Origin of the sequence: Ectothiorhodospira haloalkaliphila ATCC 51935 (assembly GCF_000633935.1) — a bacterium.
Taxonomy (GTDB): domain Bacteria; phylum Pseudomonadota; class Gammaproteobacteria; order Ectothiorhodospirales; family Ectothiorhodospiraceae; genus Ectothiorhodospira; species Ectothiorhodospira haloalkaliphila.
Map to the genome: position 1 here is coordinate 718,517 of NZ_KK214998.1, position 24,524 is coordinate 743,040.

At 64.0% G+C, this 24,524-nt stretch carries 24 protein-coding genes; 17 read left to right on the forward strand and 7 right to left on the reverse strand.

What is annotated here, in order from left to right; translation table 11 throughout:
* The first annotated feature begins 10 nt into the window (after positions 1-10).
* From ECTHA_RS0111175 to ECTHA_RS0111200, 6 genes are all read left to right on the forward strand, one after another.
* Positions 11-394, forward strand: a complete 384-nt coding sequence (locus ECTHA_RS0111175) for a DUF6394 family protein (protein ID WP_025282364.1) — start codon at positions 11-13, stop codon at positions 392-394.
* Positions 395-428: 34 nt separating this feature from the next.
* The gene (locus ECTHA_RS0111180) at positions 429-2,144 is read left to right on the forward strand and encodes a potassium channel family protein (protein ID WP_025282363.1); all 1,716 of its coding nucleotides are present in this window, start codon (positions 429-431) and stop codon (positions 2,142-2,144) included.
* Positions 2,145-2,163: 19 nt separating this feature from the next.
* Complete coding sequence (locus tag ECTHA_RS0111185) at positions 2,164-2,553, forward strand: YajD family HNH nuclease (RefSeq protein ID WP_025282362.1); 390 nt, start codon at positions 2,164-2,166, stop codon at positions 2,551-2,553.
* 56 nt (positions 2,554-2,609) lie between these two features.
* Positions 2,610-2,765 (forward strand): hypothetical protein, encoded by a 156-nt coding sequence (locus ECTHA_RS19925; protein ID WP_156946836.1) that lies wholly within the window; start codon positions 2,610-2,612, stop codon positions 2,763-2,765.
* Between the two features lie 47 nt (positions 2,766-2,812).
* Positions 2,813-3,730 (forward strand): TIGR01777 family oxidoreductase, encoded by a 918-nt coding sequence (locus ECTHA_RS0111195; protein ID WP_025282361.1) that lies wholly within the window; start codon positions 2,813-2,815, stop codon positions 3,728-3,730.
* A gap of 70 nt (positions 3,731-3,800) precedes the next feature.
* Positions 3,801-4,283: a hypothetical protein gene (locus ECTHA_RS0111200; protein ID WP_128571939.1), complete on the forward strand. Its 483-nt coding sequence runs from the start codon at positions 3,801-3,803 to the stop codon at positions 4,281-4,283.
* A gap of 189 nt (positions 4,284-4,472) precedes the next feature.
* Here ECTHA_RS0111200 and ECTHA_RS0111205 read toward each other — a convergent pair whose 3' ends face one another.
* Both ECTHA_RS0111205 and ECTHA_RS0111210 read right to left on the reverse strand, forming a co-directional pair.
* A complete protein-coding gene (locus tag ECTHA_RS0111205) occupies positions 4,473-5,546 on the reverse strand; it encodes a lipoate--protein ligase (RefSeq protein WP_025282359.1) in 1,074 nt (357 codons plus the stop codon).
* 61 nt (positions 5,547-5,607) lie between these two features.
* Entirely contained in the window at positions 5,608-7,107 is a 1,500-nt protein-coding gene (locus ECTHA_RS0111210) for a fumarate hydratase (RefSeq protein ID WP_025282358.1), read from the reverse strand.
* A gap of 168 nt (positions 7,108-7,275) precedes the next feature.
* Between ECTHA_RS0111210 and dacB the strand changes: the two genes are divergently transcribed.
* From dacB to ECTHA_RS0111225, 3 genes are all read left to right on the forward strand, one after another.
* Complete coding sequence (gene dacB, locus ECTHA_RS0111215) at positions 7,276-8,670, forward strand: D-alanyl-D-alanine carboxypeptidase/D-alanyl-D-alanine endopeptidase (protein ID WP_238984759.1); 1,395 nt, start codon at positions 7,276-7,278, stop codon at positions 8,668-8,670.
* A gap of 147 nt (positions 8,671-8,817) precedes the next feature.
* Positions 8,818-9,102 carry a late competence development ComFB family protein gene (locus tag ECTHA_RS0111220; RefSeq protein WP_025282356.1) on the forward strand — a complete coding sequence of 95 codons (285 nt, stop codon included), beginning with the start codon at positions 8,818-8,820 and terminating at the stop codon, positions 9,100-9,102.
* Positions 9,103-9,115: 13 nt separating this feature from the next.
* A complete protein-coding gene (locus ECTHA_RS0111225) occupies positions 9,116-11,308 on the forward strand; it encodes a YgiQ family radical SAM protein (RefSeq protein WP_419397975.1) in 2,193 nt (730 codons plus the stop codon).
* A gap of 153 nt (positions 11,309-11,461) precedes the next feature.
* Here the strand turns inward: ECTHA_RS0111225 and ECTHA_RS0111230 are convergent, their stop codons facing one another.
* Positions 11,462-11,647, reverse strand: a complete 186-nt coding sequence (locus ECTHA_RS0111230; protein ID WP_025282354.1) for a PLD nuclease N-terminal domain-containing protein — start codon at positions 11,645-11,647, stop codon at positions 11,462-11,464.
* Positions 11,648-11,796: 149 nt separating this feature from the next.
* On the opposite strand from ECTHA_RS0111230, the gene ECTHA_RS0111235 reads away from it, so the two are divergent.
* Complete coding sequence (locus ECTHA_RS0111235; protein WP_025282353.1) at positions 11,797-11,997, forward strand: tautomerase family protein; 201 nt, start codon at positions 11,797-11,799, stop codon at positions 11,995-11,997.
* Positions 11,998-12,012: 15 nt separating this feature from the next.
* Positions 12,013-12,222: a hypothetical protein gene (locus ECTHA_RS0111240; protein WP_025282352.1), complete on the forward strand. Its 210-nt coding sequence runs from the start codon at positions 12,013-12,015 to the stop codon at positions 12,220-12,222.
* Between the two features lie 22 nt (positions 12,223-12,244).
* On the opposite strand, the gene ECTHA_RS0111245 is transcribed toward ECTHA_RS0111240, so the two are convergent.
* Complete coding sequence (locus tag ECTHA_RS0111245; RefSeq protein WP_025282351.1) at positions 12,245-13,039, reverse strand: ParA family protein; 795 nt, start codon at positions 13,037-13,039, stop codon at positions 12,245-12,247.
* A 196-nt stretch (positions 13,040-13,235) separates the two neighbouring features.
* Between ECTHA_RS0111245 and phoB the strand changes: the two genes are divergently transcribed.
* The 6 genes from phoB to ppx all read left to right on the forward strand — a co-directional run bounded on the left by phoB (position 13,236) and on the right by ppx (position 19,835).
* Positions 13,236-13,928, forward strand: a complete 693-nt coding sequence (phoB, locus tag ECTHA_RS0111250; RefSeq protein WP_025282350.1) for a phosphate regulon transcriptional regulator PhoB — start codon at positions 13,236-13,238, stop codon at positions 13,926-13,928.
* A 33-nt stretch (positions 13,929-13,961) separates the two neighbouring features.
* Positions 13,962-15,290 carry a phosphate regulon sensor histidine kinase PhoR gene (gene phoR, locus ECTHA_RS0111255; protein ID WP_025282349.1) on the forward strand — a complete coding sequence of 443 codons (1,329 nt, stop codon included), beginning with the start codon at positions 13,962-13,964 and terminating at the stop codon, positions 15,288-15,290.
* Between the two features lie 511 nt (positions 15,291-15,801).
* The gene (locus ECTHA_RS0111260) at positions 15,802-17,004 is read left to right on the forward strand and encodes a sodium:phosphate symporter (RefSeq protein ID WP_084306943.1); all 1,203 of its coding nucleotides are present in this window, start codon (positions 15,802-15,804) and stop codon (positions 17,002-17,004) included.
* A gap of 22 nt (positions 17,005-17,026) precedes the next feature.
* Positions 17,027-17,701 (forward strand): phosphate signaling complex PhoU family protein, encoded by a 675-nt coding sequence (locus ECTHA_RS0111265; protein WP_025282347.1) that lies wholly within the window; start codon positions 17,027-17,029, stop codon positions 17,699-17,701.
* 93 nt (positions 17,702-17,794) lie between these two features.
* Positions 17,795-18,310, forward strand: a complete 516-nt coding sequence (locus ECTHA_RS0111270) for a SixA phosphatase family protein (RefSeq protein WP_026623741.1) — start codon at positions 17,795-17,797, stop codon at positions 18,308-18,310.
* A 25-nt stretch (positions 18,311-18,335) separates the two neighbouring features.
* Complete coding sequence (ppx, locus tag ECTHA_RS0111275) at positions 18,336-19,835, forward strand: exopolyphosphatase (protein ID WP_025282345.1); 1,500 nt, start codon at positions 18,336-18,338, stop codon at positions 19,833-19,835.
* A gap of 30 nt (positions 19,836-19,865) precedes the next feature.
* Here ppx and ppk1 read toward each other — a convergent pair whose 3' ends face one another.
* From ppk1 to ECTHA_RS0111290, 3 genes are all read right to left on the reverse strand, one after another.
* The gene (ppk1, locus tag ECTHA_RS0111280) at positions 19,866-21,941 is read right to left on the reverse strand and encodes a polyphosphate kinase 1 (RefSeq protein ID WP_025282344.1); all 2,076 of its coding nucleotides are present in this window, start codon (positions 21,939-21,941) and stop codon (positions 19,866-19,868) included.
* Positions 21,942-22,253: 312 nt separating this feature from the next.
* The gene (gene argF, locus ECTHA_RS0111285) at positions 22,254-23,183 is read right to left on the reverse strand and encodes an ornithine carbamoyltransferase (RefSeq protein ID WP_025282343.1); all 930 of its coding nucleotides are present in this window, start codon (positions 23,181-23,183) and stop codon (positions 22,254-22,256) included.
* Between the two features lie 9 nt (positions 23,184-23,192).
* Positions 23,193-24,371, reverse strand: a complete 1,179-nt coding sequence (locus ECTHA_RS0111290) for an acetylornithine transaminase (protein WP_025282342.1) — start codon at positions 24,369-24,371, stop codon at positions 23,193-23,195.
* Between the last annotated feature and the right edge of the window lie 153 nt (positions 24,372-24,524).

Below are 24,524 nucleotides of genomic sequence, written 5' to 3' on the forward strand. Positions count from 1 at the left end.
GGACGCCCCGGTGAGCCTGGAAAAGGTCTTTTTTGGTTTCTTCATCCTGCTGGCACTGACCCTGAATTTCGGGTTCGTGCTGGGGGAGTTCGACAATCCCGATCATCACAATACCTACGAACTGCTCGCCGTGATCATCGTCAACCTGATCGCCACCGTTCTCAAGTTCGGGGACCGCACACAGACCGGGGCCCTGCTGCTGGCCAGTTCGCTGGTGGCGGACCTGCAGTTACTGGCGGCGGCCCTGGTATGGGCCTATGCCGTGCACGTGCATGCAGGGGGCATGGACGCCATGTTCATGGCCAGTATCGTCTCCCTGGCCGCTGGCGCGTTGCTGGCCAACATTGTTTCGGTGGTGCTGGTGATCATTGATACCGTGAACCTGCGGCGTTGATGGCCAACGGTTCCAGGCTCACGCCCACACGCCCATGAACAAGGTCCTTTTCCTCTTTCTGCGGCGCATGAGAACCCCGCTGCTGGTTCTCATCGGCGCCTACACCCTGGCCGGGCTCGGGTTGTTGCTGATCCCGGGGGTGGATGAGCACGGCGAGACCTGGCGCATGGACATCCTGCATGTGCTGTATTTTCTCAGCTACACAGCCACCACCACCGGTTTTGGAGAGGTCCCCCGTGATTTCAGTGAGGCCCAGCGACTGTGGGTGATGTTCTCCATTTACCTCACGATCATTGCCTGGCTGTATGCCATCGGCAAGATCCTCGCCCTGGTGCAGGAACCCGCATTCAGGCAGGCCGTCCGATATCAGGGCTTCGAGCGCCATGTCAGGCGCATGCAGGAGCCTTTCTATATTGTCTGCGGTTACGGGGATACCGGGTCCATGCTGGTGAAGGCCCTGGTGCACCGGGGGCAGCGGGCAGTGGTGATCGACTTGAATCTCGATCGCATCAATGACCTGGAACTCACGGATCTGAGCAGTCATGTGCCGGCCATGGTGGGGGATGCCAGCGTGTCCAGGCATCTGCGTACTGCCGGTCTGCGTCATCCCCTGTGCCAGGGCGTGCTGGCGGTCACGGATAACGACGATGCCAATCTGAAGATCGCCATCACCGTCAAGCTGCTCAATCCCACCCTGCCGGTGGTTTGCCGCGCCCACACCCGCGCCACCCGGGACAACATGGCCTCATTCGGCACGGATCATATCGTCAATCCCTTTGATGCCTTCGGCGAGCGCCTCACCCTGGCATTGCAGTCGCCGGGGCTGTACCTGTTGAGGGAATGGCTCACCAGCGTGCCGGATACGCCCCTGCAGCGGCCCGTGGAACCGCCCCGGGGCACCTGGATCCTGGTGGGGTTCGGTCGTCTGGGAGGGGCAGTGAAACAGGGCATGAAATCCCTGGGCATGGGTACCGTGGTGATCGAGGAACTCGCCGAGCGGGCGGATCCCGATGGCCCCAGCCTGCATGGTCGTGGCACGGAGGCCGACACCCTGCAGCAGGCGGGCGTTGCCAACGCGGTGGGTCTGCTGGCCGGCACCGATGAGGACACCAACAATCTTTCCTGCCTGATGACCGCCCGGGCCCTGAACCCCGATTTGTTCATCGTGGCCCGGCAGAACCACTACGATAACCGGGACATCTTCAGAGCCGCCAAACCGGACCTGATCATGCGCCCCAGCGAGATGATCGCCGAGGCCATTCTGGCGCACCTGAGCGCCCCCTTGCTGGCCCGCTTTCTGGAGTTGTCTCGGGAAAAGGACGACGACTGGGCCAACGAACTGCTGAGCCGGATCACCGGCGTCACCGATGAGGTGGTGCCCGAGGTCTGGCTGGTGAACGTGAACGACAAGTCAGCGCCGGCCCTGGTCCGGCTGCTCCAGGAGCAGTCCGTCACCCTGGGGGCGCTGCTGGATGCCACCCATGCATGGCGGGACTCCTTCAATTGCGTGCCCCTGATGCGGGTACGTGAGGGAGAAGCCTTGCTGACCCCCGGGCCCGAGACCGATATCCAGACGGGCGATCGGCTGCTGTTGTGCGGCCAGCCCCGGGTGGCGGATCGTTTTCATCACCTGCTGCGGGATGTTCAGGCCCTGCGCTACCTGGTGACGGGCTACAATCGGCCCGATGGCTGGGTGTGGCGCGCGGGCAGCGGGCGTGGCCGGCCCGGCACCACGGGCAACACGAATTGACGAGGACAAGACCATGGCAGTGAATTCATCCGGCGGTGGCCGCCTGGATCAGGTGGTCGCCAACAGCCACCGGGAACGCGAGGATCGGGAAAAGGGCTACCGGGCCAAGGCCCTGAAGATGTACCCCTGGGTCTGCGGTCGTTGCGGGCGCACCTTTGATCACAAGAACGTGCGCGAACTGACCGTCCACCATCGCGATCATAACCACGATAACAACCCGCCCGATGGCTCCAACTGGGAGTTGTTGTGCGTGTATTGTCACGATAACGAGCATCAGCGCCTCACCGAGGCCATGAGTGGTCATGGTGGCGGGCAGGGGGATGGTCCTGGCCAGGGGGCCACCCATAATCCCTTCGCCGCCCTCGGGGATCTGCTCAAGGGGCAGGGTGGGGGCAATCGCGGGGATTGACCCGGCCACGGGGCGCGGCGTAGCTTCAGACCATACCAGTTGAGGAGAGACAGACCATGGGTGAGGGTTCGGACATCAAGGCCCTTGAAGGCCTATTGATCATTGCTGTGGTCGCTGCCTTTGGTATCTGGCAGTTCATCTCCCTGCGCCGCGATCGGGAAGAGCGAGAGCGCCGCAAGGACGAGAAGGCCCGGGAGAACAAGGACAAGTAACACCAGGGGGGCGCGGCCCCCCGCTGACCCAAGCACATGGAGGCTATATGAGAATACTCATCACCGGCGGGACCGGTTTCGTCGGTTCGCGGCTGATCGCCCGCATGCAGCCCCAGGGACACGAGTTCGTGGTGCTCACCCGCAATGCCGAGAAGGCCCGGCGCAAGCTGGGCATGGATACCTTCCGCATCATCGAATGGGACACCCGTTCTCCCATTCCCCCGGATGCCTTTCAGGGCGTTGAGGCCGCCGTGAACCTGGTGGGTGAGAGCATTGCCAGCAAGCGCTGGAGCGCCCAACAGAAAAAGAAGATCATCAACTCACGCGTGGAACCCACCCGCGCCCTGGTGGAGGGCATCAATGCGCATGCGCCCCAGTGCCGTGCCCTGGTGTCTGCTTCGGCCATTGGTTACTACCCGGTGAACCAGCCGGAGCCGCTGGAGGAGGAAAGCGAGCCCGCCGCCGGCTTCATGTCGGAGATCTGCCAGAAGTGGGAGGCGGAGGCCGAGCGTGTGAACGAGGGCACGCGGCTGGTCATCGTGCGCATCGGTGTGGTGCTGGGACGGGGGGGTGGTGTGATCGGCCGTCTCATGCCCATCTTCAAGGCCGGGCTGGGTGGGCCGGTCTCCGATGGTTCCCAGATGATGAGCTGGATCCATGTGGATGACCTGGCCGGGATTCTCTCCCGGGCCCTCAAGGAGGATTCGATGCGCGGGGTCTACAACGCCGTGGCTCCCCATCCGGTGACCAATCGGGAGTTCTCCAAGGCTTTTGCCAAGGCCCTGGGCCGTCCGGCCCTGCTGCCTGCTCCGGCCTTCATGCTGCGGGCCACCATGGGAGAAATGGCGGATATCGTTCTGGATTCCCAGGCCATTTCCGGGCGCAAGGTGCAGGAGGAGGGCGGTTACAGTTTCCTGTATCCGCGCATTGAACACGCCATGAATGAGATCGCCGGTCGCTCATGATGCTGGAAGGTATCGACGTTTCGTCCCGGCCCGGCCGGGTGATCCTGATCTGTGAGGGAATTCTTCGTTCATGGTAATTCGTCACCCCGACCCCATGGCCATGTTGCTGCAGGCCATGCCCATCGTGGCCATGGTGGTGTATGGCACGATCTATCTGCGCCAGTTCCTGGATGGCTACCCCCCTCCGTTGGCCAATCTCGCCATCCTGATCGCCTTGGGCGGCATGTCTTTCTATGCCCTGTGGCGCCTGTCGCCCTTCACCCTGTACCGGTTCCGGCATTCGCCGGCCCATGTGGCCATCGAGAAGCAGCGACTTGTCGGTCGTAACCCGTTGCTGGAGCATGACCTCTCCCGTGTGCAGCGCATCAGCATCGAGCGCTATCCCTTCAACCGGGGGTATCGTTACGTGGTCTGCATGCACCTGGCGGACGGTCGCCGCATTGTGGAAGGCATGCCGGACGCGCCGAGACCCGAGCCCATCTATGATTTCGCGGTGCGCGTGGCTCGGTTCTACGGCGTCGCCGAAGGGCCCGGGGGCCCCCCGGAAGAGTAGAGTAAAGGGCGGGCGTTTTGTTTGCCCCGGCCCAGCAGGTTCCGTTTCTCCACGGTGAGTCGTTTTTGCGGGAGCGGGCCTGCCCGCGAAGGGGGGATTGCCATGCGCGTTGTCTTCGGCATGGGCCTCGCGGCCGAGGGCCGCTCCCACGGGCGAGCATGGTAAGCGGGGATTGGAAAACTCCCTTTGTCAGCTGCCCCGGAAGGCGGCGGTGATGGCGGTGGCGATATCCACGTGGGTGACGCCGGGGATGTCCAGGGCCACATCGGTCATGGCCTGCTGGGTGGCGCCCTGGAGTGAGTCCTGAGTGAGGGGTACGCCCTTGAGGGCGTCGGCCAGGCGCTGCATGCCGTCCTCCGGGAAGACTGTGAAATCCCCGCTCAGGGACAGGTCCACGATGTGGTCGTCCTTGGCCAGCAGACGGCTGCGGATCAAGCCGCCGGGGGCCTTGAAGGCGCCTTCGGCCAGGTGGGTGTCGGCGGAGATCTTTACGCCCCGCTCGATGAATCGACGCCCCTTCTGGTAGGTCCACTCGGGGTCCTGCAATTCCCTTTCCTGCCTGGCAATGGCCGCCTCCTCGTCCTGCGTGGCCTGATCCATCACCGGGTCCACCTGCAGATGGATGGCCAGTTCCTCCATGAAGGTCTTGATCACCGTCTCCCGTGAGGGGGGCGTGTCCAGTTCCCGGGTGAGGGTGGTGATGTAGTCGGACATGCCGGCCCGCAGCTTGTCGCGGAACTTCTCCGAGGGCACCTTCAGGCACCGGGACATGGTATCCACGTCGAAATCGAACATGAAACTGCCCACCATGAGGGTGGCATCCCCGATGGAGGCGGCGCCGGTGCCGCCGATCTTGCGACCGTCCACATGGATGTCGTTCACCGGGCGAAAGATCGCCTGCACGCCCAGTCGGTGATAGGTCTGGATCACCGGCTCAATGAAATGTGAATAGATGTCGCTGACCCGCCGTGGGGCCTTCCCGGCGGGGTAGATGAAGTGGAAGAAGAGTTGATTCTGGTCCAGAAACACGGCTCCGCCGCCCACATGGCGACGGATGATCGGCAGTTGATGCTCCCGACAGTAGTCCTCGTCCACCTCGAGGGTCACGTCCTGATGCAGACCCACGCAGACATAGGGTGATGAGGGATTCACCAGGGTGAGCACCGGCGTGTCGCCGGGTTGCATATGGTGGGCAATGCCGTGATACACCGCTTGGGATCGCAGGGCGGGCTGGGATCCGAAGTCGAGCACTCGAAGCTGCATGGGGCGTGTCCTTCCGGGTTGTGATCGGTGTGCGTTGGATTTGGTGTCGGCATCCGGCCCGTCAGGCCTGCTCGATCCGGATGCGCCACTCCTTGGGACCGGTTTCATGCACGGAGGTGCCCTGGCTGTCCACGGCCACGGTGACCGGCATGTCCTTGACCTCGAACTCGTAGATGGCCTCCATGCCCAGATCCTCGAAGGCCACCACCCGGGAGGCCTTGATGGCCTTGGACACCAGGTAGGCGGCACCGCCCACGGCCATCAGGTACACGGCCTTGTTGTCACGGATGGCCTCCACGGCGGTGGGGCCGCGCTCGGCCTTGCCCACCATGCCCAGAAGTCCGGTCTGCTCCAGCATCTGGCGGGTGAACTTGTCCATGCGTGTGGCGGTGGTGGGGCCGGCCGGACCCATCACCTCGTCGCGTACCGGGTCGACGGGGCCCACGTAGTAGATGAAGCGGTTGGTGAAATCCACCGGCAGGGTTTCTCCTGCATCCAGCATCTGGGTGAGACGCTTGTGGGCGGCGTCCCGTCCGGTGAGCAGGCGGCCATTGAGCAGCAGCACATCACCCGGCTGCCAGCTGGCCACCTCTTCGGGGGTGATGCTGTCCAGATCAACGCGCTTGCCTTTGCTGGGGTCGTAATCCAGTTCCGGCCAGTCTTCCAGGGCGGGTGGGGTGAGTTGTGCCGGACCGCTGCCGTCCAGGTGGAAGTGCACATGACGGGTGGCCGCGCAGTTGGGGATCATGGCCACGGGGAGGGAGGCGGCGTGGGTGGGGTAGTCCAGGATCTTCACGTCCACCACGGTGGTCAGACCCCCCAGACCCTGGGCGCCGATGCCCAGGGCGTTCACCTTCTCATAGAGCTCCAGGCGCAGCTCCTCCACCCGGTTGGCCGGCCCGCGGGCCTGAAGCTCCTGGACATCCACGGGGGCCATCAGCGATTCCTTGGCCATGAGCATGGCCTTCTCCGGCGTGCCGCCGATGCCCAGACCCAGAATCCCCGGCGGACACCAGCCGGCGCCCATGGTGGGGACGGTCTTGAGCACCCAGTCGACGATGGAGTCGGAAGGGTTGAGCATGGCCATCTTGGCCTTGTTCTCGGAGCCGCCCCCCTTGGCAGCGCAGATCACCTCCAGGTGATCGCCGGGCACCGTCTCCATGTGCACCACGGCAGGGGTGTTGTCCTTTGAGTTGCGGCGCTCGCCGGCGGGATCCAGCAGCACCGAGGCGCGCAGGGTGTTGTCGGGATCGGTATAGGCGCGGCGCACGCCCTCATCCACCATTTCCTGAACACTCATCGTCGCCTCCCAGCGCACGTTCATCCCGATCTTGAGGAACACCAGGGCAATGCCGGTGTCCTGACAGATGGGGCGGTGTCCCTGGGCGCACATCCGGGAGTTCACCAGGATCTGGGCCATGGCGTCTTTCGCCGCGGGGGACTGTTCACGCTCGTAGGCCTGGGTGAGGGCCTGGATGTAATCCTTGGGGTGGTAATAGCTGATGAACTGGAAGGCGTCTGCAATGCTCTGGATCAGGTCTTCCTGGCGGATGACGGACATGCAATGGCTCCGGCGGTATGACGATGGGCGGTATGACGACGGTTGGTAACCCACCATCTTACTGAGTTCGCGGTCGGAGTAGAATAATGACCTCAAGAACCTTCCACTTCCATTGCACCCATGGCCATCATGATCCCCGCGAGATCCCATCTCCTTTTTCGACTGTCAGTGTTGCTGCTGATGATGGCCCTGGGGTCATCAACCGCCTCTGCCGGTCTGCCTCATGCCATTGTCCAGGTGCTGGAACGCCACGGCGTGCCCCAGGACGCGGTCAGCCTCTGGGTGCAGCCTCCGGGGGCATCCCCCACGATCGCCCACCGGGTGGACATGCCCCGCAATCCGGCCTCCACCATGAAGTTGGTCACCACGCTGGCGGCCCTGGACATCCTGGGCCCCGCGCATCGCTGGGAGACGCACCTGCACACCTTTGCACCGGTGGAAAACGGCGTGCTCAAGGGCGACCTTTACGTGCTTGGCGGCGGCGATCCCTTCCTGGTGACCGAGCAGGTGTGGAAGCTGGCAGGGGCCCTCAGGCGCAGCGGCATCGAGCGCATCGAAGGGGATCTGGTCTTTGATCTCAGTCATTACGATGTGGCCCCGGAAGATCCGGGTGAGTTCGATGGCCAGGCCTTCCGGGCCTACAACCAGCCGCCTCATGCCCTGCTGATGAATTTCAATGCCGTCCGTTTCGAGTTTCGTCCTGCGGAGGATGGTCGTTCGGTGCAGGTGACCACCGACCCCCCGCTGTCGCGTTTGCAACTGGATAACCGCCTGCGCCTGGCAGCGGGGCCCTGCGAGGGGTATCAGCGCGGCGTGGCCTATCACGTGGAGGATGCGGGTCGCGTGCGCCTGGAGGGGAGCTTCCCCCGGGGGTGCGATCAGTACAGCCTGCTGCGCACGGCCCTGGCTCCCGAGGCCTATGCCCACGGCCTGTTCAGCGAACTCTGGGAGCAATGGGGCGGGACGCTTGATGGCAACTGGCGTGTTGGCACGCTACCGCACAAGGATGCCAAGCCCCGGGTGGTGCATGAATCCCCTCCCTTGGGTGACCTGATTCGTCTGATCAACAAGTACAGCAACAATGTCATGACCCGGCAGCTCAAGCTGGCCCTGGGGGTGGCGGTGTACGAGGGTCCGGCCACCGTGGACAAGGGGCATGCGGCCATCCGGGCCATGCTGGCCCGCAACGGGGTGGATACCCTGGGCCTGGAGCTGGACAACGCCGCCGGTCTCTCGCGCAGCAACCGCATCACCGCCCGGCAGCTGGCTCAGGTGCTGCAAGTGGGTCGAAACAGCCCCTATATGCCCGAATATCTGTCCTCCCTGGCCGTTTCCGGCGAGGATGGCACCTTGCGCCGGCGCTTCGTGGATGCCCCAGGGGCGGGGGACATGCGCATGAAGACCGGGTATCTCAATGGGGTCTCGGCGGTGGCCGGTTACCTGCGCACCGCCCGGGGAGAGGACCGCATCGTGGTGCTCATGATCAATCACCCCGGGTTGCAGCACTGGCGGGGCACCCGGATACAGGATGGGATTCTCGACTGGCTGCATGCCAACGGATGACGATTGGCCCCGCATCGTGCAGTCAAACGGCTCAAGTCCTGTCAGAATACAAGACAGGTACCGCTGGGTTTTGAGAGATGGATGGGCCAAGAGACTCGATGTCTCGACAGAGACCGTGGCTTGAACGACGTTTCGAGGAGCGAACGCATGATCGGCAACATACAGAACTACTACGAACACCTGGTTTACGACCGGATTCGCCATGTGCTGCTGGAGCTTGGGGATGCCCTGGACACCACCCACATGGACGATCTGGCCTGCGTGGCCCTCAACCGGCTGCCGCCGCGGTATGTGCGTTTTTCCGTGGATCTGACCACGCGGCTCACCGACGAGGACTGGGAGCTGATCAGCTCCCAGGTGAACGAGGCGGTGGATTACGCCATGCGCACCACCGGGCGGCGCCAGGAGATCCGTCTGGGCGAGGACGAGTGAAGCCCATTTGTCCATGATGTCGCTGACCGCACCGCCCAAACCGCTGTTCTCCTATCGGCCCTACTGGGCTGCGCGTTTCGGCGTGGCCCCCTTTCTGCCCATGTCCCGTGCCGAAATGGACGAACTGGGCTGGGATAGCTGCGACGTGATCCTGGTCACCGGCGATGCCTATGTGGATCATCCCAGCTTCGGCGTGGCCATCATCGGTCGGCTGCTGGAGGCCCAGGGGTTTCGGGTGGGCGTGATCGCCCAGCCCGACTGGCGCTCCGCCGACCCTTTCAAGGCCCTGGGACCGCCGAACCTGTTCTTTGGCATCACCGCGGGCAACATGGATTCCATGGTGAACCGCTACACCGCCGACCGCCGCATTCGCCGCAACGATGCCTACAGCCCCGATGACGAGGGCGGGCGACGCCCGGACCGGGCGGTGATCGTCTACAGCCAGCGGGTACGCGAGGCCCATCGGGATGTGCCCATCATCATCGGCGGCATCGAGGCCAGCCTGCGGCGGGTGGCCCATTACGATTACTGGTCCGACAAGGTGCGTCGCTCGGTGCTGCTGGACTCCAAGGCGGATCTGCTGCTGTATGGCAATGCCGAGCGGGCCCTGGTGGAGGCGGCGCATCGCATTGCCGGCGGCGAACATCCGCGCAGCCTCCGGGATCTGCGGGGTACTGCGTTTCTCAGTGATGGCCTGCTGGATGGGTGGCAGGAACTGGATTCCACCCTGCTGGACCGACCCGGCCCGGTGGACCGACACCGCGATCCCTACTGCGAGGACATCCCGGAACATTGTGGCCCTGGACAGGCCGTGGCCTGGCGGGCGGGCACCGGTGCCCAGGTGGTGCGGGTGCAGCGTCGGGCGGTGGCCGCCCATCCACGGGAGAGCACCGTCATCCGTCTGCCCCAGTGGGATGCCGTCACGGGCGATCCGGCCCTGTACGCCCATGCGGCCCGCCTGCTGCACCTGGAGACCAATCCGGGCAACGCCCGCGCCCTGGTCCAGGGACATGGGGATCGGGATCTGTGGGTCAATCCGCCCCCCATTCCGCTGACCACGGCGGAGCTGGATACCCTGTTCGATCTGCCCTTCGCCCGGGCTCCGCATCCCGCCTACCGGGGGGCGCGCATCCCCGCCTGGGAGATGATCCGCTTCTCCGTCAACATCATGCGGGGTTGCTTTGGCGGCTGCACCTTCTGCTCCATCACCGAGCACGAGGGGCGCATCATCCAGTCCCGCTCCGAGGACTCCATCGTCCGCGAGGTGGACGAGATCCGTGACCGGGTGGAGGGATTCACCGGCATCATCTCCGACCTGGGTGGACCCACGGCCAACATGTATCAGCTGGGCTGCAAGGACAAGGCCATCGAGGCCCGCTGCCGGCGCCTGTCCTGCGTCTACCCGCGCATCTGCTCCAATCTGAACACGGATCACGGTCCCCTGATCAGCCTGTATCGCCGCATTCGTCAGCGCCCTGGCGTGAAGAAGGTCCTGGTGGCCTCGGGGGTGCGATACGACCTGGCGGTGCTTTCCAAGGAGTACGTGAAGGAACTGGTCACCCATCACGTGGGCGGTTATCTCAAGATTGCCCCGGAACACACCGAGAGTGGCCCCCTGTCCAAGATGATGAAACCGGGCATGGATGTCTACGAGCGTTTCAAGGCCCTGTTCGATCACTACACCCGGGAGGCGGGCAAGGAGCAGTACCTGGTGCCGTACTTCATTGCCGCCCACCCGGGCACCACGGACCAGGACATGCTGCACCTGGCTGTGTGGCTCAAGCGCAACGGCTTTCGTCCGGACCAGGTGCAGGGCTTTCTCCCTGGCCCCATGGCCCTGGCCACCACCATGTATCACACGGGCAAAAATCCCCTCAAGCCCATTCGGCGCGAGGGGGGCGAGGTGGTCAGCAATGCCCGTGGCCTGCGCCAGCGACGGCTGCACAAGGCCTTTTTGCGATACCACGACCCGGAAAACTGGCCGCTTTTGCGCAAGGCCCTGCAGGACATGGGTCGAGCGGACCTCATCGGCAATGGCAAGCGTCACCTGGTGCCCCGCTATCAGCCGGAGGGGACGGGACAGTCGGGGGAGGGTAGGCGTCGTGGCAGGGGTGTGACGCCCGCTCGGAAGGGCCAGCCCAAGGCCTCAGGGCGCCCTGCAGCAGGCAGAGGTCGCGGGCAGGCTGGACGAACAAGGCGCCGGTAGGGGATGAAACTCCCTCCTCCCTGGACGGCCCTCACCCCAATCCCTCTCCCGCCAGCGGGAGAGGGGCTCAATGCTCCTTTCTACCCTCCAGACTCCACCATGCGGTGGGAAGAAGGGTCGGGCATAGGGCCAGGTGAGGGATGACTCAGGCGGTCAGCGCCCCGCCTTCGGCCCCAGCAGCAGCCAGAGGATGAAGCCGATCAGCGGCAGCAGGACAATCAACACGATCCACAGGACCTTGGTTCCGGTTCCTGCGCGGCTTTGAACGGTACTCACGATTGCCCAGATCACCGCGATCAGCAGTACGAGACCCAGCAGGCCACCCACTTCGATGCCCATGATGTCACTCCTTGTTGTGTTCAGGTAGGTTCGGTTTGGTACTCTCTCAACACGCTCAACATACAGGCAGAGCACCGAACGTGACCACCCCCGAGCGCCGGGGGCGACACGGAGGCTTTCCCATCATGCCCACCCTGGAGTCCTGATTCATGCCCTATGTCAACATCAAGATCACCCGCGAAGGAGCGACCCCCGAGCAGAAGGCGGAACTCATCCGCGGCGCCACGCAGTTGCTGGTGGATGTGCTGGACAAGAACCCCAACACCACCGTGGTGGTGATCGACGAGGTGGAGACGGACAACTGGGGCGTGGGGGGTGAGACCATCACCGTGCGCCGCCAACGGGAATAAGGGGGAAGAACACCGATGACACGACGCAAGAAGACCGACACGGGCCTGGTGGTGATCGGCCTGCTGCTCCTGGGCGTGGGCGGCTTCGCCCTGTTTGGCGGCGAGATCTGGATCAGTCGTCTCACGGTGGGTGAGGGGCAGGGGATCGGCGGTACGGCGGCCCTGGTGATCGGCGGGATCTTCATCGGCCTGGGGCTTTACTTCCTCAAGGAGTCCCGCAAATAGGGCAGGGCCCCTGGCGCCCGCCTCAGGCGGGCTCCACGGCCTCGCCGTTCAGTAGCCGATAGAGGGCCACGTATTCCCCGGTAAGCTTGTGATTGGGGGCCATGTGGATCAGCGGCTGGGCCGCCTGATGGGATTCACGTACCTTCACCGAGGCGGAGAGATAACTGCCCAGCACCGGCAGGTTCTCGGTGATGAGTTCGTCCACCACCGCCCGGGGAAGGTTCGCGTTGGACTGGAACTGGTTGACGATGATCCCTTCCACCATCAGTTGCTCGTTGTGATCCTCCTGGATCTCGCGCACGTTATCCAACAGTTCATACAGGGCGCGCCGGGAAAAATCGTCGCAATCGAAGGGGATCAGGCAGCGATCCGCTGCAATCAGGGCAGATCGCGTAAAGAAGTTCAGGGCCGGTGGGGTGTCGATGAAGACCGCGTCGTAGCGATCGGCAATCCCCTGCAGGGCATCGCGCAGCTTGTAGATCTTGTAGCGGGATTCCAGCTTGCCCTGGAGGTTCTCCAGTTCCCGGTTGGCCGGTACGATGTGCAGTTCCTCAAAGGGGGTCTGCAAGGGGATCAGGTCCACCGGCTTGCGTGACTTGAAGCTGAAACCGCCACCGAGGGTGCCGGCGAAGAAGTCCACTACCGTGTGTTCGCATTCGGTAAAGGCAGGCCCCAGCAGATACTGGCTGGAGTTGCCCTGGGGGTCCAGGTCCACCACCAGGGTGCGCAGGCCGTAAGCGGCGCTGATGGCCGCCAGGTTGCAGGTGATGGTGGACTTACCCACCCCGCCTTTTTGGTTGAATATGACGCGTCTCATGACCTACTCCAAAGCCGGATACCCGGGCCGCAGGTGTGCGGCAGCCTGATAGTGTATTCAATGCAGGCGGGGCAGGTCGAGTCAGGGCGTGAACTTGCACTGAAACCGGATCTTCATCGGTCCGTCATCTTGTCACCAACATGTAACAAAGATCCGCTCTAATGGCGCTCATCAAGTTGACCGTGGATCGCAGACCATGAATGAAAAGACCATCCTGGTCGTGGAAGATGAGCCGGCCATCCGTGAAATGGTCGGCTTCGCGCTGACCCGTGCCGGATTCCAGATGGACGAGGCCGGTGATGCGCACGAGGCGCATGCCCGTCTGGCGGATCGGGTGCCGGATCTGATCGTGGTGGATTGGATGCTCCCCGGTGTGAGCGGCATCGAACTGGCCCGCCGCCTCAAGCGAGAGGACTACACCCGCGAGGTGCCCATCATCATGCTCACCGCCCGTGGCGAGGAGGACGACAAGGTGGGTGCACTGGATGCGGGTATCGATGACTACATCACCAAACCCTTTTCGCCCCGGGAGCTGGTGGCCCGGATCAAGGCGGTGCTGCGTCGCAGTCTGCCGGAAGAGCAGGCCAAGCCCCTGAGCGTTGACGGGCTCACGCTGGACCCCGCCAGTCACCGGGTGATGGCAAACGACAAGCCCCTGGAGATTGGTCCCACCGAGTTCCGCCTGCTGCATTTCTTCATGACGCACCCCGAGCGGGTCTATTCGCGCTCGCAACTTCTGGATCGGGTGTGGGGCCGCAATACCTACGTGGAGGAGCGTACCGTGGATGTTCACATCCTTCGGTTGCGAAAGGCCCTGAGCCCACATGGCTGTGATCGCTATGTGCAAACGGTGCGCGGCGCCGGTTACCGCTTCTCCCAGCAGGGGTGACGGTTTAGTGCCCGTGATGCATGGAGCGATGTCATGATCCGCGATCCCCATCCATGGAAACTGGAGGCGTGGCGGTTTGGCGCCGTGCTGACGGCCGGGGCGATGATTGGTTGGTGGGTCGGCCATGTGTTTGCCACCCTGTTCCTGGCAGTGCTTGGTTTCCTGGGCTGGCATGTCTTCCAGTTGTGGCGGTTCCACCGCTGGGTGCGCCTGGGCAAGCGCAGTGATCCACCGGATACCTCCGGGATCTGGCATGACCTCACCTATGATCTTTACCGCCTGCACCAGCGCAGCCGCAAGCGCAAGAAGAAGATCGCCAGGCTGCTCAATCGTTTCCATGAGTCCAGCGCGGCCGTGCCCGATGCCACCGTGATCCTGGGCAAGCGCTATGAGATCGAATGGTTCAACGAGGCTGCCGGAGAGTTGCTGAGGCTGCAGCAACCCGGGGACGTGGGACGACCCATCACGCATCTGCTGCGGGAGCCCCGTTTCATTGCCTATCTGGAAGGGGGCGTTTACACCCAGTCCCTGGAGATGCCGCGCCTGCCTGACCGGCAGGTACAGCTTTCGGCTCGCGTCGTGGCCTATGGTGATGGGCAGTTACTGTTGACAGTGCGGGATGTCACGCGCATCCATCGCCTGGAGTCCATGCGCCGGGACTTCGTGGCCAACGTCTCCCATGAGTTGCGCACGCCGCTCACGGTGATCGCCGGGTATGTGGAAACCCTGGTGGACGACCCGACGCTGGCCCCGGAGGTGCATCGCACCCTGCAATCCGTGGAAACCCAGGCGGAGCGGATGCGCCGGATCATCGACGATCTGCTCACGCTTTCACACCTGGAGACCCGGGAGGATACCGTGGCCGAGCAGACGGCGGTGCCGGTGCCGGCCTTGATCGGGGCCATCGAGGAAGATGCCCACATGCTGGTGGCGGAGCGGGATCTGACCGTCCATGTGGAGGTCGAGGCCGGGCTGTGGCTGCGCGGTGCCCGCAGTGAGTTGCAGAGTGCCTTTTCCAATCTGGTGACCAATGCCATCCGCTACACTCCCGATGGCGGCACCATCACCCTGCGCTGGTTTGCCGACGCCGAGGGCGCCCGCTTCCAGGTGGAAGACACCGGCATCGGCATCCCCCAAGGGCAGATTTCCCGTGTCACCGAGCGTTTCTACCGCGTGGAGTCGGATCGCAGCCGAGCCAGCGGCGGTACGGGCCTGGGACTGGCCATCGTCAAGCACGTGCTGCAAAGGCACGGCGCCACCCTCCACATCCAGAGCATCCCCGACCAGGGCAGCACCTTCACCTGCCACTTCCCCCTCAACCGCACGCTCCAAAAACCCCCATCCAGCAACACCCTGTCATGAGTGCAGCCCTTCCCTTGTAACTGGCCTCCCTGTGGGATGAGGCCTCTCTGTGGGATGAGGCCTCTCTGTGGGAGCGGGCCTTGCCCGCGAAAGCGGCAGCCACATGGCAGGGCGCTGCTACCGCAGCGCTTCGCCGGCAAGGCCGGCCCCCACAGGCCGGCTCCCACCGTGCCCGGCCTGACCTCACAGTTCGGCACAAAAACCACACTCGACTCCCTCCCGCCGTGACACTTCCGTTACAATGCCGGCCAGATCCGGATTCAGACGCCAGGCTGCCTAAAACATGCACCTTCCCGACGCCTCGGAGACCCTTTCATGCCGCGAGTTCCAGCATCTGCGGGCCTTGATTCCCACCTCATCCAGGATCCACATCATCAGTCCATGACATGACGCCGGCATCGTCCGACAGTCATCGCGTGTCAGGCCCTCGCCATTCGCCGCCGCCTCAGCGCCCGCAGCGTTTCGCATGCCTTTCCGACCCTACGGAAATCGTGGATTTAGGAAACTCCAGATGTTCAAGAAACACACTCCCTTTCCGGATACGCCTGCCTTGACCCGCACGCCACAACGGGAAGTTCCCGCCTGGATGCGCGGGATCTATGCCGGGATCTGCCTTTATCTGTTCCTGGCGGCGTTGAACGTCCTGGGAAGCGGCATGGGCACCTTCGGCGGCGAGAGCGACTTCCTCGAGCGGGCCTTTGCCTACGGGGAAAACCCTTTCATCGCCCTGCTGGCCGGGGTGCTGGTCACCATGATCGTGCAGAGCTCCTCGTTCACCTCGGCGCTCATCGTGACCCTGGTGGCTACCGGCGAGATGTCGCTGGGCACCGGGGTCTTTGCCATCATGGGGGCCAATATCGGCACCGCCGTCACCGGCGTGATCGTGGCCCTGGCCAACATTCGCATCCGCCGGAATTTTCGCCGCTCCTTCACTGCCGCGCTGCTCCATGACTTCTTCAACATCCTCACCGTCATGGTCATCTTCCCCGTGGAATGGATCACCGGCTGGTTCCATGAAACCGGCCGTGGCATCTTCACTCAGGCGGCGGCCTGGCTGAGCGGTGTGATCGGTCTGGAAGAGGTGGCCCGCCCCGATAGTCCGGTCAAGGTGATCACCGCGCCGGTGGTCAACACCGTGGATTTCATTGGCGCGAGCATGACTTCCACCGCCACCAGCGAGGGACTGGTGGTGGCGGCACTGGGGCTGGTCTTGATGTTCATCGCCCTGATCCTTATGGTCAAGAATCTGCGGGGTGCCCTGCTGCGCCACGTGGACGGGCTGTTCCGCAATTATTTCTTCCGCACCGATCCACGGGCCTACAGCGTCGGGCTGGTGTCCACCGTGCTGGTGCAGTCCAGTACCATCACCAGCAGTCTGATGGTGCCTCTGGCGGGGGCCGGGGTGGTGCGCATCCGCCGCGTGCTGCCATTCATGATGGGCGCCAACCTGGGCACCACGGTCACCAGTGTGCTGGCGGCCACCGCCAACCCCATGGCCGCAGCCATGACGGTGGCCCTGTTCCATGTGATGTTCAATCTCACGGGCACCGCCATCTGGTATCCGCTGCGACGCATCCCCTTGCGGGTGGCCATCTGGTACGGTGGATTGGCCGGTCGTAAACCCAGTTACGCGTTCCTGTTCCTTTTTGGCGTATTCTTGATCATTCCCCTGGTGGGTATCGGTGCCACGGAATTGTTCCTGAGCTTGCGCTGATCCCTGTTGAGGTTCTCATTCGATGTTTCGACAGCTCTACACCGCCCTGGTCTCCGAAAACACGGTCAACCGGGCCTTTGAAAACCTCACGGACATGCTGGAGCATGGCTGCTGGATGTTCGAGCAGGCCAATGATGTGCTGCATGGCCGCACGCCCTCCGATCAGGTGGGCGACAGCCTCTATGAGCGGGACCAGGCCATCAACGCCCTGGAGCGCTCCATCCGTCGCAAGGTGTTGCGGCACCTGACGGTGAATCCGGGCTACGACGTGGCCATCTGCCTGGCCCTGATGAGCGTGGCCAAGGACGCCGAGCGCATTGGTGACTACTGCAAGAGCGTGTTCGAGGTGGGCTGTCTCTATACCGAGGGCTTCCATGTGGAGAAATACCAGAAGCCCCTGGACGAGATGGCCGAGCAGATGCTGGTCATGTTCTCCGCGGTCATCGAGGCCACCCGCAACTCGGACGAAGGCCATGCCGGCAAGGCCCTGATGCAGGCCGCCGAGATGCGCCGCCGTTGCGATGAGATCATCCGGGAACTATTCCGCGACGAGGGCCAGATCGAGTTCCATGAGGCCGTGGCCTATTCCCTGCTGGCCCGTCATTACAAGCGCGTGGCCGGTCACCTGGCCAACATCGCCACCGCCGTGCTCGGGCGGCTGGAGGATCTGGATTTCTACCCGGGCAAGGATGCCTGATCGGGGCCTTCATCTCATTGCAACAAGGCGAAGGCATACTGAGGGATGCGGGACCGTGTGAATGGCCACCATCGGGGGGAGACGCCAAGCACCATGGAACAGACCTTCGGACTCATTCTCGTGCGCCACGCACAGGCCGGTGATGCGGTGGAGTTCGCCCGCACCGGCCAACCCGATGATTTGCGCCCGCTCACCGAACAGGGCGTGGAACGCATGCATCGGGCCGCCCAGGGTCTGGCCAGGTTGCTCAAGGGGCCGACCACCCTGTTGAGCAGCCCCTACACGCGGGCCCGCCAGACCGCGAACATCCTCGCCGAATACCTGCCCACCACCGGCCCGCTGGAGATCCATCAATCCCTGGTGCCCGAGGCCCATCCCGGCAGCCTGGATGACGCGCTCCAGCGCAAGCGGGCAGGGCGCACCCTCACCCTGGTGGGGCACGAGCCCCATCTGTCCTGCCTGGTGGGCTGGCTGGTGGCCGGGCGACCCGTTTCCCTGGTGCGAATGAAGAAGGGAGGCGCCTGTTACCTGCATTTTGATGGCCCGCCACAGGCGGGTCGTGCCATCCTGCACTGGCTGCTCACCCAGCGGCACCTGCGCCTGATCTGAAGCCGTCCGCCACAGGGATTCCGCCATGTTTCGACGTCGCCAGCCTTTCGACACCATCGCCGCCGTGGATCTGGGATCCAACAGCTTTCACATGATCGTGGCACGCGTGCGTGATGGCCAGGTCCACGTGCTGGACCGCCTGCGCGAGACCGTACGCCTGGCCAGCGGTCTGGATCATCGGGGCAATATCAGCGATGAGGCCATGGAGCGGGGCCTGGCCTGCCTGGAGCGCTTCGGCCAGCGGGTGCGGGAATTGCCCCTGGGCAGCGTGCGCGCAGTGGGGACCAACACCCTGCGCAAGGCCCGGGATGCGGGCGACTTTCAGGAGCGCGCCCGCGAGGCCCTGGGGCATCCCATCGAGATCATCGGCGGACGTGAGGAGGCCCGCCTGATCTACCTGGGTGTGGCCCATTCCCTGGCGGATGATGGTGGACGTCGCCTGGTGGTGGATATCGGCGGGGGCAGTACCGAACTCATCATCGGCGAGCGCTTCGAACCCATTCACATGGAGAGCCTGCACATGGGCTGCGTGAGCATGGGGCGCTGGTACTTCCCCAACGGGGAGATCAAGACCACCGCCTGGCGCGCCGCCGAGATCGCGGCCCGGCTGGAGTTGCAGCCCATTGAGGGCCATTACAAGCGGGTGGGCTGGCAGGACTCCCTGGGCGCCTCTGGAACCCTCCTGGCAGTCGCCAGGATCCTGCGTGAGCAGGGTTGGTGCGAGAACGGGATTTCCATGGATGGGTTACGCAAGCTGCGTGAGGCGTTGTTGAAAGCGGGGCATGTGGATCGTGTCGACCTCAAGGGCCTGAGCGAGGATCGACGCCCGGTACTGCCGGGCGGGGTGGTGGTGCTCGTATCCATTTTCGAGGCCCTTCAGATCGAGCACATGCGGGTGTCCGACGGGGCCCTGCGGGAAGGGCTGGTCTATGACCTGCTGGGCCGCAACGGCCACGAGGATGTGCGCAGCCGCACCATCAATGGTCTGATGAAGCGTTTTCAGGTGGACGAGGCCCACGCCCTGCGGGTGGAGCACACCAGCCTGCAACTGGTGGAACGCGTGGGCGAGGAGTGGGAGCTGGATCAGGACGATGCCGAGAGCCTGGCCTGGGCGGCCCGGCTGCATGAGGTGGGCCTGAGCATCTCCCATAGCCAGTACCACAAGCACGGTGCGTATCTGGTGGAGAACGCGGATCTGGCCGGCTTCACCCTGCAGGGGCAGCAGCGCATGGCCTTGCTGGTGCGTGCCCATCGCCGCAAGTTTCCCACCAAGCCCTTTGAGGCCCTGCCTGCTCGGGAACGCCGCGTGCTGCAGCGATTGGCGATCCTGTTGCGTATGGCGGTACTGCTGCACCGGGCCCGTACCGATATTGAAGTGCCCATCCAGGAGATCAGGGTCAAGGATCGGAGTCTCAAGCTGCGCCTGGCAGAAGGCTGGCTGGAGGCGCATCCTCTGACGCGGGCAGATCTGGAACGTGAGGCTGAACACCTGCGCAATGCGCAGTTCAAGCTCAAGTTCGAGTAAGGAAGGGCCGCGCCTGGAAGCGGACCTCCGTCAGGGCCCGGTGAGCAGTTCCAGCAGTTCCTGTTGTGCCGACCGGGGCTTCTGGTTGCCGGTGGGTTTCAGGCGCTGGTAGGTGCCGTCACTCTGCAGCACCCAGGTCTGGGTGTTATCGGCCACATAGGCCAGCAGGGACTCGTTCAGCACCCGCTCACGAAGATCCGGATGATCCACCGGGAAGGCGGTCTCCACCCGGCGGAAGAAGTTGCGTTGCATCCAGTCCGCGCTGGAGAGGAACACCTCCGGGGTATCGCCGTTCTTGAAGTAGAACACCCGGGAGTGCTCCAGGAAACGACCCATCACCGAGCGCACCTGGATGTTCTCGGAGACGCCAGGGACCCCGGGGCGCAGGGAGCAGATGCCCCGGACCACCAGATCGATCTTCACACCCCCCTGGGAGGCCCGATACAGGGCCTGCACCAGACGTGGCTCGATCAGGGAGTTCATGCGGGCGATGATGCGTCCGCCACGGTTGGCCTTGGCATGCTCGATCTCACGGTCGATGCGCTCGATCATGCCCGAATGCAGGGTAAAGGGTGATTGCAGGAGCTTGCGCAGCTTGGATACCTTGCCCAGGCCCGTGAGTTGCTGGAAGATCTTGTGCACGTCCTCGCCCACCACCTTGTCGGCGGTCAGCAGACCCAGGTCGGTATAGGCCCTGGCGGTGCCGGCGTGGTAGTTGCCGGTGCCCAGATGCACGTAACGCTTGATCTGGCTCTTCTCCCGGCGCACCACCATCAGCAGCTTGGCGTGGGTCTTGTAACCCACCACCCCATAGGTGACGTGGGCTCCCGCGTCCTGCAGGCGGTTGGCCAGCTGGATATTGGCCTCTTCATCAAAGCGGGCCCGCAGTTCGATCACCACGGTCACTTCCTTGCCTGCCTGGGCCGCCTCCACCAGGATATCCACCAGTTGGGAACGCACACCGGTGCGGTACAAGGTCTGCTTGATGGCCAGCACGTTGGGGTCACGGGCGGCCTGGCGGATGAACTCCACCACCGGCACGAAGGACTGATAGGGATGGTGCAGCAGCACATCGCCGCGGCGGATGGTGTGGAAGATGTCCGAGGCAGAGGTGAGCGACGGGGGCAGGGCGGGCACGAACGGGGGGAATTTCAGATCCGGGCGGTCCACCAGTTCATGCACGGCCATGAGCCGGTTCAGATTCACCAGACCGTTCACCTGATACAGGTCCTCCCGGCCCAGCTTGAACTGGCGCAGCAGGAAGTCGGCCACCTTATCGGGGCAGTTGTCGGCCACCTCCAGACGCACGGCCTCGCCATAATTGCGCTGGGGCAGTTCCCCTTCCAGGGCCATGAGCAGGTCGTCGATCTCCTCCTCATGGACGAACAGATCCGAGTTGCGGGTGAGGCGAAACTGGTAACAGCCGGTCACCTTCATGCCCTGGAACAGCTCGCCCACATGGGCATGCAGGATGGAGGACAGGAATACAAAGTCGTGGTCGCCCTTGGCCAGTTCCCGGGGCAGGCGGGCCAGGCGGGGCAGGGAGCGCGGCGCCTGTACCACGGCCATGCGGCTCTCGCGACCGAAGGCATCCTTGCCCTCCAGGGTGACAATGAAGTTCAGGCTCTTGTTGAGGATGCGCGGGAAGGGATGTGCCGGGTCCAGCCCCAGCGGGGAGAGCACCGGCAACAGTTCCATGTTGAAGAATTCCTTGACCCACGCGGCCTGGTCTGACGTCCACTGGGTGCGGCGCACGAAGCGGATGTTGGCCTCGGCCAGGGCGGGGATGAGGATGTCATTGAGGGTGCTGTACTGGTCGTCCACCAGATCGTGGGCGCACTGACCGACCCGGGCGAGCTGTTCGCCAGCGCTCAAGCCGTCGGCGCCCGGATTGCTCACCCCCAGGGCGAGTTGCTGCTTGAGCCCGGCCACCCGGATCTCGAAGAACTCATCCAGGTTGGTGGACGAGATGCACAGATAGCGCAGCCGCTCCAGCAGGGGCATGTTCTCCTGCTTGGCCAGCTCCAGCACCCGCTGATTGAAGCCCAGCAGGCTCAGCTCACGGTTGAGATAAAGCTCCGGGTTGGTCAGGTCTATATCGTTCACGCTTATCATCCCCAGCTGTTGCCCGGCAGGAGGCAGCCCCTGGCACCCGCCCCTGTTCTGCCCGGTAGACTTGTCCTGTCAATTGGCCTTGTTCCGCCAAGCGCCTGTGTTGTCCAGGCGCCTTATTCCGCCCCCCGCGGGAGCGGCCCTTGGCCGCGAAGCCCATGCCGGGAAGAACTCCGGTGAATATCCCGGCTCCCATTCGCGGGCAGGCCCGCTCCCACAGGGGCGAGGTCCGGTGGTTCTGGTTGCCGGCACCCTAGCTTACAAATGTGAACATTCCATGACAGGGTTGCGGGCAACCTCGCAGGCTCAGGACTCAGGCAGTCTCTGGGTGTCCCAGGCCAGCAGGAACTCCAGCAGGGCCTTCTGGGCATGCAGGCGGTTTTCGGCCTCGTCCCAGACCACGCTCTGCGGTCCTTCCAGTACCTCGGTGCTCACCTCTTCTTCCCGGTGTGCCGGCAGGCAGTGCATGAACAGGGCATCCGGGGCGGCACGGGCCATGAGTTCGCTGGTGACCACGTAATCCCCGAAGGCCCGACGGCGCGCCGATTGTTCCTGCTCCTGACCCATGCTGGCCCATACGTCGGTGACGATGAGATGCGCTCCTTCGGCTGCCTCCATGGGGTCGCGCACCATGTGCACCGACCGTCCACCCGAGGCCAGGATCAGCGGGTCCGGGTCGTAACCCTCGGGGCAGGTGATGCGCAATTCAAACCCCAGGCGTTCGGCGGCATGGATGTAACTGTGGCACATGTTGTTGCCATCCCCCACCCAGACCACCGTACGACCGGCGATATCGCCGCGCAGCTCGAACCAGGTCTGCATGTCCGCCAGCAACTGGCAGGGATGCTCAAGATCGGTGAGGCCGTTGATCACCGGCACCCGGGAGTAGGCGGCAAAACGTTCCACCTTCTCATGCTCATAGGTGCGGATCATCACCGCATCCACCATGCGCGACAGCACCCGGGCCGAGTCCTCTATGGGTTCGCCGCGACCCAGTTGGGTGTCCTTGGGGGACAGGAACAGGGCATGGCCGCCCAGTTGCTGCATGCCCACCTCGAAGGATACCCGGGTGCGGGTGGAGGATTTCTCGAAGATCATGGCCAGGGTCTTGCCGGCCAGGGAGGCGTGGGGGATGCCCTCGCGCTGCTGCACCTTCATCTGCATGGCGCGCTGGATCAGGTGACGCAGCTCCTCGGTGGACAGGTCCAGCAGGGACAGGAAATGACGAACAGCCATGGGTACTCCTCAGGCGGCCTGGGCCGCGAAGCGTTCCACCAGGGTGGCGACGGTGTCGATGATTTCGTCGGCCTGGGCCTGGTCAATGATCAAGGGGGGCAGCAGGCGGATCACGCGTTCTGCGGTGACGTTGATCAGCAGGCCGGCCTCCAGGGCCTGGCCCACCAGTTCGGCGCAGGGACGGTCCAGTTCGATGCCGATCATCAGGCCCTTGCCACGGATCTGGCGAACGGCAGGGTGCCCGTCCAGGCGCCTGGCGAAACCCTCGGTCAGATACTCACCCATGCGCCGCGCGTGGTTGGGAAGATCCTGCTGTTCCAGGGTGTCGAGCACCGCCAGCGCGGCGGCGCAAACCAGCGGATTGCCGCCAAAGGTGGTGCCGTGGGTGCCGGGTGTGAACAGACCCGTGGCCGGGCCGGCCACCAGGGTGGCGCCGATGGGCACGCCATTGCCCAGACCCTTGGCCAGGCTGAGCACGTCCGGCGTCACATCTTCGTGCTGGTAGGCGAACAGTTGCCCCGTGCGGCCGATACCCGCCTGAATCTCGTCCAGCATGAGCAGCCAGCCGGCCTGGTCGCAGAGTGCCCGCAGGCCCTTGAGATAGCCCGCCGGCGGGATGCGGATGCCGCCCTCGCCGGTAATGGGTTCCACCAGTATGGCCACTACATCGGGATGCTCGCTCAGGGCCCGGACCGCTTCCAGGTCACCGTGAGGGACGCGCACAAATCCTTCCACCAGGGGGGCGAAGCCCTTCTGGATGGCGGCGTTGCCGGTGGCGGTGAGGGTGGCCAGGGTGCGGCCATGGAAGCTGCCTTCCATGACGATGACGGTGGGGCGTTCCACGCCCTTGCGATGCCCGTGCAGACGCGCCAGCTTGAGTGCTGCTTCGTTGGCCTCGGCCCCGGAGTTGCAGAAAAAAGCCTGCTGCATCCCCGCGGCCCGGGTGAGTCGCTCGGCCAGACGGGTCTGCAGGGGGATTTCATACAGGTTGGAGGTATGCACCAGGGTGCGCGCCTGCTCACACAGCGCTTCGGCCACTGCCGGGTGTGCATGGCCCAGGCCGCACACGGCGATGCCCGAGAGTGCGTCCAGATAACGGCGGCCCTGGCTGTCCCACAGCCAGGCACCTTCACCGCGCTCAAAGGCCACCGGTTGGCGCTTGTAGTTTTGCACCAGGGCGTCTGACATCGGGTGAATTCCCTCCATAAAACGAAAAAAGGCAGCCCATGGCTGCCGGCATGAATCGCGCTCCGTGCGCCGGATGATCGTCACGGAACGATCGACGGTTCCCTGTTCCTGCCCGGAATCATACGATGCCCCACGCCTGCACGCAAAGTCACC